Annotated in this window: 13 protein-coding genes; 5 read left to right on the top strand and 8 right to left on the bottom strand. The window is 45.0% G+C overall.

Annotated features, from left to right (window positions below):
• A partial coding sequence (locus AAY72_RS16825; protein WP_197408386.1) for a hypothetical protein occupies nt 1-628 on the top strand: 628 nt, incomplete at its 5' end.
• 522 nt (nt 629-1,150) lie between these two features.
• Here the strand turns inward: AAY72_RS16825 and AAY72_RS07730 are convergent.
• The 3 genes from AAY72_RS07730 to AAY72_RS07740 all read right to left on the bottom strand — a co-directional run bounded on the left by AAY72_RS07730 (nt 1,151) and on the right by AAY72_RS07740 (nt 4,124).
• Nucleotides 1,151-1,693 (bottom strand): NUDIX hydrolase, encoded by a 543-nt coding sequence (locus tag AAY72_RS07730; protein WP_057786564.1) that lies wholly within the window; start codon nt 1,691-1,693, stop codon nt 1,151-1,153.
• Nucleotides 1,694-1,769: 76 nt separating this feature from the next.
• Nucleotides 1,770-2,624, bottom strand: coding sequence for a universal stress protein (locus AAY72_RS07735; protein WP_057786566.1), 855 nt, complete (start codon nt 2,622-2,624; stop codon nt 1,770-1,772).
• A 15-nt stretch (nt 2,625-2,639) separates the two neighbouring features.
• The gene (locus AAY72_RS07740; RefSeq protein ID WP_057786568.1) at nt 2,640-4,124 is read right to left on the bottom strand and encodes a SulP family inorganic anion transporter; all 1,485 of its coding nucleotides are present in this window, start codon (nt 4,122-4,124) and stop codon (nt 2,640-2,642) included.
• Between the two features lie 372 nt (nt 4,125-4,496).
• On the opposite strand from AAY72_RS07740, the gene AAY72_RS07745 reads away from it, so the two are divergent.
• Nucleotides 4,497-5,663: a GGDEF domain-containing protein gene (locus AAY72_RS07745; RefSeq protein ID WP_057786570.1), complete on the top strand. Its 1,167-nt coding sequence runs from the start codon at nt 4,497-4,499 to the stop codon at nt 5,661-5,663.
• A 424-nt stretch (nt 5,664-6,087) separates the two neighbouring features.
• On the opposite strand, the gene AAY72_RS07750 is transcribed toward AAY72_RS07745, so the two are convergent.
• Complete coding sequence (locus AAY72_RS07750) at nt 6,088-8,571, bottom strand: DEAD/DEAH box helicase family protein (RefSeq protein ID WP_057786572.1); 2,484 nt, start codon at nt 8,569-8,571, stop codon at nt 6,088-6,090.
• Between the two features lie 292 nt (nt 8,572-8,863).
• Between AAY72_RS07750 and AAY72_RS07755 the strand changes: the two genes are divergently transcribed.
• Nucleotides 8,864-10,468: an ATP-dependent endonuclease gene (locus AAY72_RS07755; protein WP_057786574.1), complete on the top strand. Its 1,605-nt coding sequence runs from the start codon at nt 8,864-8,866 to the stop codon at nt 10,466-10,468.
• Nucleotides 10,461-11,528, top strand: a complete 1,068-nt coding sequence (locus AAY72_RS07760; protein ID WP_057786576.1) for a UvrD-helicase domain-containing protein — start codon at nt 10,461-10,463, stop codon at nt 11,526-11,528. Before AAY72_RS07755 ends, AAY72_RS07760 begins: the two co-directional genes overlap by 8 nt.
• A gap of 232 nt (nt 11,529-11,760) precedes the next feature.
• Here the strand turns inward: AAY72_RS07760 and AAY72_RS16715 are convergent, their stop codons facing one another.
• The 4 genes from AAY72_RS16715 to umuD form a co-directional block, all read right to left on the bottom strand.
• Complete coding sequence (locus AAY72_RS16715) at nt 11,761-11,928, bottom strand: transcriptional regulator (protein WP_156411299.1); 168 nt, start codon at nt 11,926-11,928, stop codon at nt 11,761-11,763.
• A 44-nt stretch (nt 11,929-11,972) separates the two neighbouring features.
• On the bottom strand, nt 11,973-12,194 hold the full coding sequence (locus tag AAY72_RS07765; protein WP_156411300.1) for a hypothetical protein: 222 nt from the start codon (nt 12,192-12,194) through the stop codon (nt 11,973-11,975).
• Between the two features lie 203 nt (nt 12,195-12,397).
• Nucleotides 12,398-13,675 (bottom strand): translesion error-prone DNA polymerase V subunit UmuC, encoded by a 1,278-nt coding sequence (gene umuC, locus AAY72_RS07770; protein WP_057786580.1) that lies wholly within the window; start codon nt 13,673-13,675, stop codon nt 12,398-12,400.
• Entirely contained in the window at nt 13,672-14,022 is a 351-nt protein-coding gene (gene umuD / locus AAY72_RS07775) for a translesion error-prone DNA polymerase V autoproteolytic subunit (protein WP_082628966.1), read from the bottom strand. The genes umuC and umuD overlap by 4 nt, the downstream gene beginning before the upstream one ends.
• Before the next feature lie 186 nt (nt 14,023-14,208).
• Here umuD and AAY72_RS07785 point away from each other — a divergent pair, with 186 nt between their 5' ends.
• Nucleotides 14,209-15,561 carry a site-specific integrase gene (locus AAY72_RS07785; protein ID WP_156411301.1) on the top strand — a complete coding sequence of 451 codons (1,353 nt, stop codon included), beginning with the start codon at nt 14,209-14,211 and terminating at the stop codon, nt 15,559-15,561.
• Nucleotides 15,562-15,771 lie beyond the last annotated feature (210 nt).

The following is a 15,771-nucleotide window of genomic DNA, read 5'->3' on the forward strand; positions in this document are numbered from 1 at the left end:
ATTTCTGGGGATACCTCAGGTTTGGAACGGTGTATTAGTTCCATTCATAGGAATTGAAGAGATTGATAAGCGCAGAGTTAAAATTGCATTCGGTATTGTCGAGCGGAGAAGACGTAAGCGAAAACAAACAGATGAAGATGAATCTTCACAAAGCGCAAATAGCACATCAGTTAGTGTGGCTGCGAAATCTCAAGAAAAAGACGTTGAACGCGATATTGAAGCTGAGCTCATTATTAAAGACGCCCCCAACTCAGGAAAAGATAACGAACAAGGTGAGTTAATCGACAGAAAATTCTTCCTAAAAATTGACTCAGGCATGGCTCCAATTGAAGTAAGGGTGGAGGTAAAGCGTATCGGCCATTCAATATTGGGGCAGATTGTTGAAATTGGAGGTGCTAGTGATATTCATACATATAGATTTACTGGCTCATTTAAGAATTTAATTTTAACAGGCGAATATGAGAATGAAGACTGCGCTCATATTGATCGAGGAAGCTTAAGCTTGATGCTTAGAGAAAATGGCCGTAGTTTGGAGGGCTTTTTCTCATCTTATGCGGATGGAGACCACCACATGGCACCATTTAAATGCGTGCTTAAGCGTCAAAACAGAAGCGCTAATGGTGAGTGAATAGGTATAACAAGCCACTGCACTCGGAAATTTTACTCGCTTCGCTCCTAAAATTCCGGTGAGCGGGGCGTTCTGCTAACACCTAAAAGCGGACTTTACAGCCTTAAAGTTGGAATGTCTGCAATTGGCACATTGTGTCGATCTTCACTATGAGCGAATTGCAGCCGTTCAGAACAGGCAATCTCGAAAAAACTAATCTCTGCTTTGCCTTAAAATCAGACATTCAACAGAACATCTTGATACGTTGACGTGGGAGCATTTCAATATTGCACGCTACCATAGGGTTGACCTGTAAACGTCGGATGTCACTCAACTCGTCTCAACTAGCGTAATAAACTTAGTCGCCACGTTTTATTCGGCTGATCGCCTCGTTAATTAACACTAATTTGCGCAGCCTGAGTCTGGTCAGCTCCACTGCCATTTGCTGAGATTGCATCGCATCCATTCTTGATAAGAGGCTGATACTTTGCTGTTACAAATCCAAAGCAGCAGAGCGGTCTTTCGCTGCAATCAGTTCTTTTTCTATCTGTACTCTCTGACCAGATCCGGAATTTGAAATTGGCCAGCGATCATCCGAAGTAAATATGTTTCCCGTACTATAGACAGCCCCATGTGTTCAGGCTTTGTTTGCAGTATGCGTTCATTATGGCGTATGGCTTCATGAATATTAAGCCAGCACACCTGCATGCCATTTTGTATTTCGTAGTGCTCGAAATTGGGTTGCCCAAGCTCTGACGCAATCTCACAAACGTAGCAGTACGACAGCATTCTGAGAACATCTATATTGTCTTTATACCAAGGGCGAAACTCTTCAAAAAGTCCAAAAGGCGTCACGATGTTTACATTTTTTGCGCCAGTTTCTTCAATAAGCTCCCGCACCAGTGCAGACTCCAGATCTTCACCTGCCTCTAGGCCTCCACCCGGTAAACTGTAGTCATCGTACCTTTTGGTATATAACACCAGAATATCCGAGCCTCTTAGCACAATGGCACGTGTAGCCACTCGCTCACCTAGCCGATGTTCAGGGGTTGGCGTAATGTGTTTCAATGAATGCAGTAAACGCATGGTTGTCTCCACTGAAAATTCAAAATTTTCTTATCGTAGTGATGTTAAAAGGGCCAGTGAACTGGCCCTTGAGGTGTTAACGCAAGATCAATAATGAACACTTGGCATGGCTTAACATCGCCGTTGTCGTGCTTCCCACGATAAATTGCCGGATGCGGGAATGGCCGTATGCGCCCATCACCATCAAATCAATATCGTGTTGTTGCTGATACTGATGCAGCACAGTTTCAGGTTCACCCGCGACAATAGCAATTGTTGTGCTAAAGCCAGCCTTGCGCAGAATACTGGCCGCTTGCTCCATCTGTATTCTGGTTGCATCTACATCAGCGCCTGCCATCACCAAATGCACAGGTAAACCTTTGACTAAAGGGCTTCCGGCGAGCATTTCTAAGCCTTTAAGAGCTGTCGCGCTGCCATCATAAGCTAGCATTACCTGCTGAGGCTCCTTGTACTTCTGTTGGGTCAAGAGCACTGGTTTATGAACGTTCCGGATCAAAGGTTCAACCTGTAAACCTAATCGGCCATGAGCGTCGGCGCTGCTTGCTCCGCGTTTTCCCATCACCAGTAAACGGGTTTCTTCTTCCAATTCAATCGCTGTTTCTACAAAGTCACCATGACGTAAGCGCTCTTCAACCTGCTCAAACCCTGCGGCGGCTGCTCGGGCACGAGCGGCGTCGAGCATAATTCGGCCTCGCTCTAACGCCAGTTTGCCGCGCTCCGCATCCAGTTGAGTCAGCTTTTCCATCAAGGCTTCCTGCGCGCCAAGCCCGATACTGCCACTTAAATCGCTGGTATCCTGTTGTTGTGCTTTGCTCAATACATGCAGCACCGACATAGTCACATTAAGGCGTTTTGCAGCCCAGGTTGCATAATCACATACAGCTTCTGCGTAAGGTGATGAGTCAATACAGGCTATTACTTTTTTAGTCATTTTATGTACTCCCCGTTAGTGTCCCATCAGCCGTTCTATTGCATCAGGCTGATTGTGTACTGCAAACTTGTCCACCAGAGTGGCACTGGCTTCATTGAGGCCAAGCAACTCAACATCTGTACCTTCACGACGGAATTTAATCACTACTTTGTCCAATGAACTGATAGCGGTAATGTCCCAGAAATGAGCGCGACTCAAATCAATTTGCACAGATTCGATAGCTTCCTTGAAATCAAAGGAGTCAACAAATTGCTCAGCTGAACTGAAAAACACCTGACCCACCACTTTGTACGTCCTGTGTTGTTCATCACTACTCAGCTCTGAACCCACGAAAAGGATTTGTCCGACTTTGTTAGCAAAGAATATTGCACTTAAAATCACGCCAACCAACACGCCCCACGCTAGGTTGTGAGTGGCGACAACTACGATCACAGTGGCGACCATCACGATGCTTGAGCTGATTGGATTCTTCTTCAAATCCTTCACCGAACTCCAACTAAATGTACCAATGGATACCATGATCATCACGGCGACCAGAGCGGCCATAGGGATCATGCCAACCCATGCATCCAGAAACACCACCATCACTAACAAGATAACGCCAGCGAGCAATGCAGAGAGACGAGTGCGACCACCTGATTTGACGTTGATAATCGACTGGCCAATCATGGCGCATCCGGCCATACCACCAATTAAACCTGAACCAATGTTGGCGATCCCCTGGCCCACACATTCTTTGTTTTTGTTACTTTTGGTGTCTGTCAGATCATCAACAATAGTTGCGGTCATCAGCGACTCAAGAATACCCACAACGGCCAATGCCATAGACGTAGGAAAGATAATCATCAGGGTTTCAAAGTTCAGTGGCACTTCAGGCCATAAGAAAATCGGCAGGCTATCCGGCAATTCACCCATATCCGACACGGTACGTACATCTAAGCCGAAATAAAGCGCGACCAGAGTCACAACCACAATACAGACCAACGGCGATGGCACTGCTTTTGTCAGATAAGGGAATAAATAGATAATGCCTAGACCTAAAGCGGTTAACCCATAAACAGTGACGGAACCGTATTCACCGGAGAGTTCCGGTAACTGAGCAAGGAAGATCAGGATGGCCAGTGCATTCACAAAACCTGTGACTACAGATCTGGACACAAATCGCATGACATCACCCAACTTCAGGAAGCCAAACACAATTTGAATGACACCCGTCAGCAGTGTTGCGGCCAGCAGATACTGTAAGCCATGCTCTTTGACCAGAACAATCATCAACAGGGCCATAGCGCCTGTAGCGGCTGAGATCATGCCAGGGCGAGCACCAGTAAAAGAGATAAGTACACAGATAGCGAAAGAGGCATATAAACCCACTTTAGGGTCAACGCCTGCAATGATAGAGAAAGCGATAGCCTCAGGAATAAGGGCTAAAGCGACAACGATGGCAGCTAAGACATCTCCTTTGATATTGGAGAGCCAGTGCTGCTTAATAGTTTTAAGCATAAAACATCCATTAAGTTTTAGAAATCCGATATGAACCAGCAAAACACCACAGGTATTGCATTTAAAGTTTGCACGCATGGTTCAAACCTAACTTTATTTTGCAAATCTGTTTTGTGTTGTTCGCTAATTACACCGGCTAATCCTCTTGGGTTGTTCTTTGCTTTTGTTCAAAATTCGGGCGGCATTCTAGCGGTTTAGGCTGCTAAAGGCCAGTAAAAGTTTAAAAGTGACCTGTTTACAGAGGCTTAGCGTAATCAATTAAAGTACCTGCTGTAAATTTGCGCATTTACTGAAAACTGAAGTAGGCTCAATGTAAGCCATTGAAAATGTGGTTATGTTGTTTGTCTAACCACGCAACGGAGACAACGTTTTATGAAGATGCATCATTCTATCCCTACACATTTTGAGTGGATCTCTAATCCTTGGCTGCTGTTATCTGCGAGTGGCGAATACATCACTTCAAACCAAGCTATGTCTGCACTAGGAGATAGCACACTATCCGCTGTAATTGCTGAGCTTCAGCTTGTGTTGAGCAACTCCAGCTTGAAAAAAAACGGACACAAAACCACAACACTCTCCGTTTCCGGTCGTCGTTTCAAAGTAGATATTCTTAAACAGGACGAAGATCAGCAGTTCTTTTGTTTGCTCCAGAACTGGGTCAAGACAGATGACAAACCCGATTTATACTCGTCCGTTTTTGAACAGTCTGGTGAAGCCATTATGATCACAGATGCGGATGACGACATTATCGATGTGAACAGGGCTTTTGAGTTAAAAACTGGCTTTAAGTTAGCAAATATCCGTTATAAAAAACCAGCATTTCTGCGATCTGGGTTGAATGAAGAACAGACCTTAGAAAATGCCTGGTTTGATGTCAAAGCGAAGGGCCACTGGAGTGGCGAAATTAAAAACCGCAAAGCGAACGGCGAGTACTATATTAGCTGGCTTTCCTTATCGGCCATCAAGGATGACAGTGGCAAAGTTACTCACTACATCTCTATTTTCTCCGACATTACCCAGCACATTCAGGAGCATAAGAAGTTTAAGCAGCTTGCCTACCATGACTTTTTAACTGGCCTGCCAAACAGAGCGTTACTGGAAGACCGTTTTGAGCAGTTTGTACTACACAGTGACAGGCTCGGACAAACTAACAAATGTGCGCTGATCTTTATTGATATCAACAGCTTAAAATTAATTAACGATACCTATGGCCATCAGAAAGGCGATGACTGTCTTGTTGCTATCGCCAACGTCCTTAAAAACAGCATCAGAGCAGATGACACAGCAAGCCGATTCAGTGGAGATGAATTTGTGCTGCTGCTGACCCAAATAGACGGAGATCCCGACTTGCTGCGCGTGATTGAACAAGTCAATCGGGGCATTTCCGCTATTCATCAGAGCCTAAGGCTAGAAACACCGATCACTGCCAGCCTTGGTACTGCCATTTATCCTGACGATGCGTTGGATTTAGATGCTCTGCTTCAAAACGCTGACGCCAAAATGTATGAGCAGAAAAATAGTAGTAACATCATGTCGTGATTTTAGTTTATTACGGATCCTTTGGCGTCTTCAAACACATGGTGATGAGGGCAATTTAACCAGTCATACTGGACGTCAGCTTTAAGTGAAAAGCGACGTTGTAATCGAATCTCAGTGAATATCCGCTTTTGGCACTGAGCCGCCAGACTGAAAGTCTCTAACGGCAACTAAGAGCGAAAAGCAGCTATTCAGATCAGGCAGCTCGTGAAAAACGAATCTCTGCTTTGCTATTTGCAGACATTCGTTTTTTCGTGAACACAAGGTAGAGTATTCACGTTTCTAGTCTATTGGCTGCGCATTGGATATTGAGATACAACGTAACTCAAACGCCCCAATTCATTTTTTTCGCACAGCTATATGTTTAAGAATGTAACTTGAGTCGGTTAATCACCGCCTCGGCTCTTATGTAAACCTGTAACTTGATTTAGTGTGTCGCGGTATATTTAACGGTATAATATTCTTGAAAATCAACAGGCCTAAGCTTCAGTTGCAGTAGCTGACTTCTAATCTGTGCCTCATCACTAATCAAACTCTGCGAACATACAGATTTAATAAACTCTCTAACGTTCTTCTTCAGTTGCTCTAGTTTGTCAACATCCATAATTCTTGTGGTTGCTTTGGGCGATGCTGCATGCTCAAACTTTTTCGAAGGGTGTATCATCATCGGAAAATACGAAACATTAGCGCCATACTTATTCTCAAACCACTCTCCCGAGCCATTTAGTTGATTGCAATCATGTTTATTGATGGTATCGGTTGTTGCACCATTTTTGCACTCCACGACAATATATTGATTAGTGCCTGTTCTCCAGAGCACATCGGGGCCTTTGCCAGATTCAGTTTCAGGTCGCTGCGAACTGAACCCGATAAATCTCGCCAGCTGTGCAAAAGCCAACTCAAATCGAGCAGCAGTATTGGGTTCAAATTTCAGATCTTCCAAAATCCCGTCGAGTTCAATAATCGGAATGTTTGGATTGGCAAAGCTTTGGAGGTGGTTTTTGCATTCTCTCGCTTGGTCTAAGAGCTCTCCCTCTAGTTTATGATAACCAATGCCGTCGATAGGCTTGAGAGTTCTGGAGTTATCACTAGCTGCTGACAGGACAAGCCTCTGTCCTTCAACCTGATCGTACAAGTTTACGTACTCCGCGGCCCTAAGCTTTAAATATGATCTCATTACTTTATTAGGGGATACCACTGCATCTATTATGTTTCTCCCAATATCGCTAGAATTATTAGCAAGTGCTTGATCGTACGCCTTTCGAAGTGCAATGGTTATAGGGTCAATATTGCTGACAGGAGTTGCCGTCAAGCTAGTTAATGCGCCCTTACTTGCAGACACCCAGTTGGGATCTTGATTCAAGCAATACAGCAAGGTATCCCAGATCGCCTTTAGGTCAGCTTTGGCAATTTGACTTGCAACTTTCTCTGAAAGATCCAGCTGTGCCTTAGTACCCACAGAGAATTTCTGAACTCCGGAACTAGCATAGAGCTTACGAGTCAGCGTTTTACCCATCAATAATACGGCGCAATAATCGTCATTTGAACGCACCCCTCGGCCCATCCCCTGCTCAACACGCTGTGTTATTTGTGTGGCTGTTCGATCTGTTCCTAATAGAATTCCTTCCTCGACTTTATCAATCATTCGTCTGACGTCAGGGAGCCCGTCGATTACAAGCAATCTACAAGCATCATTGGGTAGATCGATTCCGTCATATCGATTGACCAGCACTGTCAGTCCAGCTTTAGTGCTCCTAAGAGCCTTAATGCCTTCATGGATGTTACCCTTTTTTAAGATCGAGTCTGCGACATCTTGCCAGTAATTAGCTCGATGATCTGACGGAACAATAATGACGACATTAAAAAATTTCTTTGCGTGCACACAAAGTTGCTTTATCTCGTCATCTGAAATCTCTGGATTAATCACCTGAGGCATTAAAATCATGCGATCCCCAACATCTCCATAGGAGTCGGGGCATATCGCTTGATACGCTCGAAAATCCGTAATTCCGAAGTGGCTTGCCAAAACGCTATCATCAGCTAAGGTCGCCGTCATGAATATTTTACGTTCTGCAAACTCAATACTTGGGATCGTGTTGATTGGTATGCAATGCGGGGATATCTCTATTTTCGAAGCACTAACAACGCAGCGCGACAACTTCAGATTATCCTTTATTAGGGGCCATTTAAACTTCAAATGGTCCTCATTTTTCTCATTGACCAACAACCTACTTATCTCACCAATGTTACTTTGCCAAGCCCAGAACGGTGCTAGCATTTGGATCGACGGGTCGAGCCCCTCCATCTCCAAAACTCGTGGCTCACTCTGCTGAATCAGCGAGTTTCTCAGCAACTTGAAAACTCCCTTGTACGAGTCACATACGCTTGGTAATGTGACAGTGTACTGATCCTCTATAGTTTCCAAGCATGCATGTGCATCATCTACAATTAACGACCCGATATGAATTTTTACACCTTGATCTCCTACCCCAAAGGCAGATAGCCCATTAACCAAGGTGTGAATATTGGTTACTAAAATCTCTTTCCCCTGAAGGAAGCTGTGAGAGTTATAATCGCTGGTAGCCGACAGGCCTAGCGACCTTGCTTCTTGGAGGACTTGTTCAACGAGATAATTATCGGGAACAACGTATACCGCAGGTCCCTTGCCTTCATTTAAACAACTCTTCAAAATCAACAGACCAACAACGGTTTTCCCACTACCAGTATTCATTTTAATAACAAGGTTGCTTTCATTTTTCCTGCTGTACCACTGCTCCCATACTTTAGACTGCACATCCCGAGGGTACTGGTATTTTCCTTTCTCTTTTCCAGGTAGAGAATTGAAGATATCTCGAGGCTGCAAGGCCGTGTCGCTATTCTGGCCAGTTTGAAGTTTTGAAAAATCAATCATCGCTTGCGTTCCCTGTCTGCACTATAAATTCTGATTCGAATAACGGATGGCACCATCTTCCAGCTAATGTCTTTATTGCTCTCTATGAGATTTATTATGAAGGCAATACCGATCGAAATGTCATTGTTATGACAAATCTAATCTTCAATAAATCACACCATAAAGCCAAAAATAAAAAGTTACTATGCGTTTAAAGAGCAGTGGTATTTTAATGAAGCGTACGCCCATTTTGGGTAAAGTACAAATTAGAGCTAGTTGTGCCAAGATCAATAAACAATAAGGACTATTAGACATGATCACTAAGATTCGTATTCGTGGGTATCGGATATACAACGATTTCACGCTATACCCCAACTCAAGGACGAATATCCTTATTGGTGATAACGATGCAGGAAAATCTACTTTGATGGAAGCTGTATCATTGGCGCTTAACGGGAGAATAGTTGGCCGAAGTGTGTTGGAGGAACTAAACCCGCACTGGTTCAATTCTGATATGGTGAATCAATTTGTAGCCTCATTGAATGCAGGTCTAAAACCGTCCTTTCCCGAGATATTAATTGAACTGTACCTCCGTGATGATGCAGAGCTACAACTTCTGTGTGGAGCGGTTAACACGAGTGTGCCAACAACTGCATGTCCCGGAGTTTTTCTAAGAATTTACCCAAATGAAGAATACCAAGACATGTTGGATGAATGGTTGAAAAACCCAACTGATCTTTTGCCTGTTGAGTATTACACATGCGAGTGGCGTTCATTCGCAGACCAGGAGTTAGTGAAGCGTCCGCGAGTACTTTCTGTAGCCACAATTGACTCCCGTACAGTCAAGTCTAGTAATGGGGTGGACTACCACTTGCGGCAGATCCTGAGCGATCAGCTTGAAGTTTCGGAGAAGGCCGCCATATCGCTTGACTATAGAGAAATCAAAGCATCTATGACTCAGGGAGCTCTTGCTCCAGTTAACACTCGTATTGGAGCTCTAGGGGTTGCATTGCAGGCTGAGCCGATGGCCTTGGCAATGGACCAGACTTCACGCACATCTTGGGAAAGTGCTATTACACCTTATGTAGATCGCGTTCCATTTTCAATGGCAGGACTTGGCCAGCAGGCTGCGATAAAGATCTCACTTGCTATGAAACGGCATGCATCCAAAGTGAAGATCATTATGATCGAAGAGCCAGAGAATCACCTTTCACATACCAGCCTGAGGATTTTGCTGGACCGAATCGAGTCATTAGCAACAGATGAACAACAGCTTTTTATTTCGACTCACAGCACCTACGTTCTGAATCGACTTGGCTTAAATGATTTACATCTACTTAGCCGTAATCAACCATCAAAAATTACTGACCTATCCCCTGAAACGGTCCGTTACTTTCAACGATTGCCTGGTTACGACACCTTACGTTTGGTTTTGGCTAGAAAAGTGGTTCTGGTTGAGGGACCTTCTGACGAAATTATTTTTGAACGCGTGTTTAAAGATTTGTATAAAAAAAGACCAATGGAATTAGGGATTGATGTTATTAGCATGCGCGGGCTATCTCTAGCTCGATGCTTAGAGCTATGCCAATCTGTTGACAAACCCGTAGCTGTGATGCGTGACAACGATGGAGTTGATCCCGTTGAGTTGAGACAGATTGTGGAATCGTTGCTAGACGGTAAAAAACGGGAGCTGTTCATTGGCGCTGTGGCTGATGGACAAACCTTAGAACCTCAATTGATCAGAGCAAATGGAGAAGATCAGCTAAGGAAGATACTTGGAATTTCAGCGAGGGCTGATTTGGAAACCTGGATGGCTCGTGAAAAAACAGAAGGGGCAATGCGCATTGCAGAGTCTCAGGAAGCTCTGGAGCCACCAAAGTATATGGTTGAAGCCGCGGAGTTCATCCACAATGCCTAACATCCTTACTTTGGCTGTTGCTGGTGGTCGTAAGACCCAAGGCTTGGTTAACCACTGCAAAGAGCTGCCTTCAAGTCGTAAAGTTGCGCTACTTACATACACCCAAACAAACCAACAACAGGTAAAGGCTCGATTAGCAGCAGAGGCTGGCCATGCCACTGGAGTGGAGGTAATGGGATGGTACACGTTTTTGCTCAGACATTTTGCGAAGCCATTTTTACGTTTCAAGTTTCCTTCCGAGCGAGTCCGAGGCTTCGATTTTGATGGACGTCCAGGCAGATTTGCAAATGGAAAAAGCAGATTTATGACTGCCGACAACAAAATCTTTGGTTGTGAACTAGGCAGGCTGGCTTTTGAATTGATGGAGGCAAAACCTGAATTACTGAACCGTCTGGAAAATATTTACGACGAAATATTGATTGACGAGGTTCAGGATCTTGCAGGCTACGATTGGGAGATCTTACGAGCGCTTTTGCAATCTAAAATTGAATTACGGCTCGTTGGTGACGTGCGTCAAGCGGTTCTCTCAACAAATCCGAGAGGGCAAAAAAACAAGAAATTTGGTTATGCTGCGTCATTGGAATGGTTCTTAGAACGCGAGGCAGAAGGATGTCTCAACATTGCATATTCGACAATTACTTATCGATGCAGGCAGGAAATTGCATCCTTTTCAGATACGATTTTTGATGCGAGTTGGGCATTTCCGGAGACCACCTCGGAGAACATCGAAGAGACAGGACATGATGGTGTTTTCCTATTACGATCCGAACATATCTATGAGTACATGTCGCAGTTCAGTCCGCAATGCTTAAGAAATAACGTAAGTTCGGCCAAAAACCTAGATCTTCCGTTTCAGAACTTCAAAGTCGCAAAGGGAGCTACATTTGAGAGAGTGCTAGTTGCTCCAACTAAAAACATAGAAAATTTTATTAAGAATGGAACACCTTTGGAATCAACAGCCGCTGCCTCATTTTATGTTGCAGTTACGAGAGCCAAGCAAAGCATTGCAATCATACTTGATCAACCGGGGAAATCTTCTCTGGGCTATTGGGTTCCATAATCTGCGAAGTCTGAGGTTGCACGCTAACTTTGAGTACAAAAATTGGTGAGTAGTGCAGGCTTTTTTAATAAACGTTCAGACTGTTGTTAAAGTCACGAAATTTTGGGACCCACGGCTATTTTATTAACAACACCAAGGTCCGCTTTCAGTGAAAAGCGTCGATTGAATCGAATCTCAGTGAATTTCCGCTTTTGGCACTTAGTGACGATTCAAAGAGCAACTTGGCACTGGATTACTCGTTGAGCTTGTGATGAATATCATCATACTCTGTGATCATTTTTGCCAATTCCTCAAACTTTTCACCATCAGGCGTGCCAGGCTCAGCCTCAAGAAGTTGCTCAATGGCTTCTAATGCAGCTTCATATTCATGATCGTTTTTTATAGCTGTGTTGATTGTCATCTAGTTACCTAATAATGCTCTGAGGGAGCGCCTTGCATCCGCAATCACTCTGCAGCTTCAATGCTTACCACACGAGTTAAATTTCCTTCAGCAGAGAGCTGTTCGTCAGTTAGTGTTTGGTCGCTATGCTTTTTCATGCTGATTTCAGAGCGCTCTTTATCCGTCACACAAACCAATATGTCCCCTACGGAAATTCCTAGCTCAGCACAGAGCGTATCAGGAATTGGGATAAGGTTGTCCTTGGTAATTTCAACGGTATAACTCATGGCGTCCCTTATGTAAAAAAAGAACAAGCGTCTTGATTTGATTAGCTCGGTAGGCATAGCTTGATAAAGAAAAAGGCCAATCAATTTGACCGGCCATCCCCGTGTTCCCGGTGGTCTGCATGTAGCAGTGATATGCCAGGACCATCGAATAAAATACTATGCGCAATTACGCCTTAAATCAATTATGTGTGATTTTATAGAACTTAATTGGCTACCGGTAAATCCGTCCATTTCGTTGTGTATTGCGGCGATAGCATCGCACGCTTCATACTCCATGCCTGTGATGCGCCTTGGCTTGCAAACCACACCTTGCTGCCCGTTTTGGCATTGATGGTATCAATCACGGTCATCAGCGCTTTGCTCTGATATGCGGGAGGCGCTGGCTCAAATAAATCAACTTGATATACGCCTTCATCATAAAAATCTGCAAGCATGACACCGGCCTTGGCGTAGCGGTATCCGTCTTTCCAGATTTTATCGAGCAGCTTCGTTGCTACTGACAAAAAATCTCGCGTGTCAGCTGAGGGATGTGTCAGGGCGGTGGTGATGCTATTGGCGTAGTATGGGTCTCGTTGCCGGTCGCTAAACGGACTGGTACGGATAAACACTGTTAATTGCTTAGCTTGTTGCTTTTCTTTACGCAGTTTCTGGCAAGCTCTGCTGATGTATTCGGCTATTGCTTCGTGCATCAAATCTTTTGAGGTGATGCGCTCGCCAAGGGCGCGGGAGCTGATAATTTGTTTTTTGGTGGGTGTCACTTGCTCTAACGCCAGGCACGATTCGCCATTAAGCTCTGCGACGATACGCGATTCGACCACCGAGCATTGCTGCTTGATAAATGAGGGGCTGGCATCAGCCAAATCCAAGACAGTGTGAATACCGAGTTTGTTGAGCCTTGCTGAGAGTTTAGTGCCAATCCCCCACACTTCGCCAACAGGCAGAAGTGCCATGAGTTTTCGTTGTCGGGTTTTATCAGTTAAATCGACCACACCGCCTGCCTTATGCCATTTCTTTGCGGCATGGTTTGCTAGTTTTGACAGGGTTTTAGTCGGCGCCATGCCAACACAAACCGTGATACCAATGTTTTGCAAAATGGTCTGACGCACTGAATGCCCGAAACGCTCCAGCGCGGTGCAATGTGACACGCCCGTCAAATCGAGAAACGCTTCATCAATGGAATAGACCTCAACCGCCGGCGCTAACATCTCAAGCGTGGTCATGACCCTAGCTGAAATATCGGCATAAAGGGCATAGTTAGATGAAAAGGCGAGCAGTTGTTGCTGTTCAAGTAGTGGCTTTAACTCAAATGCAGGCACACCCATTTTAATGCCAAGTGCTTTGGCCTCTTTAGAGCGAGCAACCACACAGCCATCATTGTTGGATAACACTACAATTGGCCGGCCTCTTAAATCAGGGCGAAACAAGGTTTCACAGCTGGCATAAAAGTTATTGCAATCGACTAAAGCAAAAACAGGTTTCATCGTGTCATTCTTCGCACCACACTGACGACGACACCAAAGACTTCAAACTCGTCTCGCTCTGTCAGCAAAATGGGTTTGTATGCCTTGTTATGCGGCAGCAACTGCTTAATCGGCTTTAGGCACAGCTCTTTGACGGTAAACTCACGATTTAGTGACGCCACAATCACGCTGCCATGCACGGCAGTTTCAGACCGGTCCACTACTAGGACATCACCATCTAATATGCCTTTATCCTTCATGGAATCACCGCCGACTCTGACTAGAAAGGTCGCAGCAGGATGGCGGATGCACAGCTCGTTTAAATCGAGCGTCTGCTCAATGTAGTCCTGTGTTTTAAATACTGCCATTCTATATACCTCCACTAGTCGACATAGCAGTATTTCCCTATTACCATTGCGTTTTCAATAACCTATCTTTTTTATATGTTGATTGAATGAATTAAAGAATAAGCAAGATATTGCAATACTGTATATATTTACAGTATAAACATGGTTTAGAAGTAATAGTAATTTTTCTAGGGAGAATATTGAGTCGTGCCAAATGCCAACATTTATGTCTTTCGCCCCAACAAAGACCTTCTTAAGAAAAAGGGATTTGGCAGCATTGCGCACGTGCCAGTCATTTTTGATGGCGACTGGAAGTATCATCGCGAGGCTTCACGCTATCTGCGTGAGCGAGCAATTCCAACCATGGCTGATGTCGAAAATGGGGCAATACGGACATCTCGTCGTCCTACGCGCAGCTCGCTAAATACCTTTGCAGCGCAACTAGCAAATTTCTTGGAATGGTGTGCTGCGCGCGGTAAGGATTGGAAGAAACTCGACTACGACCAAGACATTACGGACGGATATGAGAAGGAAATGGCACTGGGCTCCTTCACCGCAGACGGCTGCCCACTTGAGAACTCCACCATTAACCAACGAGTTGACACTGCTTGCGCATTCTTAATATGGGCGTCAAAGAAGGAGTTGAGGGAGCCATTTGATGTCCCAACCGTTACAAGAAGCTATATCCAGCATACTGCATCCTCCACACACACACGAGTCGTAGCGCACACGTCCCGCGTGAATAAGCGACGACTTAATCCCAAAAATTTACGCATTCCGACAGACGAGGAGATCCGCGCTTGGCTTAATTCGCTGCGAATTCGATTTGGCCGAACCAAGGCACTGATGGCTGAACTCGTTTTACATACTGGGATTCGGCGGCAAGAAGCTGTGGAGTGGCAAATTGATACTCTGCCTGTCGACAGAAGTAAATGGCAGGTCAGCCCCATTTCAGCAGACAAGGTGACTGTCACGATAGAACATGGCACCAAAGGGGGGAAAACCATACGTGGCAATTATGAAGTTGGGCCTTCAAGAAGAATAGTAGTTCCGATGAGCCTGGCCGATAGATTGTGGCACTACCTTGAGTATGAAAGACCAAGACTCATGAAAACATATATCAAGTCGGGAAAAACAAAGGCCGAGCAGGAGGCACGACGCAGGAATCCGCCAACAGAACTCTTCTTGTCCGATTTTACTGGCGCTCCTGTCTCGGCACAGAAGTTTTACGACGCTTGGGTAAATGCGCCTTCCCTGCCGTTTGAGGGATGGTCGCCACATCCGGGGCGTCACTATTGGGCATGCAAGACGCTCCTCATTGAGCTGGAGCGCATGCGAAAACAAGCCAATCTCATGTCTGGTTCAGGCATGCCTATTACATGGATAACAGGAAGTGCGACCGACATAATCCAGCTAATAATCCAGCCACAACTCGGACACATGGACAAGAAAACAACTGATATGTATCTGGGATGGATTCGAGACGTCTATGACATTGTTGAACTTCATAATGCCTATGCCTTGGAATTGGGCGACCTTATTGGGGAGGAAAGAGCGTGACAGAGCCATTCCGCAAGAAAAATAAAGCCAAGCACGTCCCATCGCTAAGAATCGTATCCAGCAGTGAGGATGGCGACTCTTTGCAATTCATGTCAACGCACCCAACGAAACCTGCTCTCTTCGACGCCACTCCATTTGCTAGAGGCAGAGAGTTGCCTGATCGGGCACACGGTTGGGACAAGGGTGGGCTGTTCGGCGACAATTAGGATG

This window comes from Alishewanella sp. WH16-1, from assembly GCF_001441695.1.
Lineage (GTDB): Bacteria > Pseudomonadota > Gammaproteobacteria > Enterobacterales > Alteromonadaceae > Alishewanella > Alishewanella agri.

Coding starts and splice junctions, on each gene's coding strand:
- AAY72_RS07730 (WP_057786564.1), bottom strand. CDS start 1,693: ATGCGTTTACTGCATTCATTGAAACACATTACGCCAACCCCTGAACAT.
- AAY72_RS07735 (WP_057786566.1), bottom strand. CDS start 2,624: ATGACTAAAAAAGTAATAGCCTGTATTGACTCATCACCTTACGCAGAA.
- AAY72_RS07740 (WP_057786568.1), bottom strand. CDS start 4,124: ATGCTTAAAACTATTAAGCAGCACTGGCTCTCCAATATCAAAGGAGAT.
- AAY72_RS07745 (WP_057786570.1), top strand. CDS start 4,497: ATGAAGATGCATCATTCTATCCCTACACATTTTGAGTGGATCTCTAAT.
- AAY72_RS07750 (WP_057786572.1), bottom strand. CDS start 8,571: ATGATTGATTTTTCAAAACTTCAAACTGGCCAGAATAGCGACACGGCC.
- AAY72_RS07755 (WP_057786574.1), top strand. CDS start 8,864: ATGATCACTAAGATTCGTATTCGTGGGTATCGGATATACAACGATTTC.
- AAY72_RS07760 (WP_057786576.1), top strand. CDS start 10,461: ATGCCTAACATCCTTACTTTGGCTGTTGCTGGTGGTCGTAAGACCCAA.
- AAY72_RS16715 (WP_156411299.1), bottom strand. CDS start 11,928: ATGACAATCAACACAGCTATAAAAAACGATCATGAATATGAAGCTGCA.
- AAY72_RS07765 (WP_156411300.1), bottom strand. CDS start 12,194: ATGAGTTATACCGTTGAAATTACCAAGGACAACCTTATCCCAATTCCT.
- umuC (WP_057786580.1), bottom strand. CDS start 13,675: ATGAAACCTGTTTTTGCTTTAGTCGATTGCAATAACTTTTATGCCAGC.
- umuD (WP_082628966.1), bottom strand. CDS start 14,022: ATGGCAGTATTTAAAACACAGGACTACATTGAGCAGACGCTCGATTTA.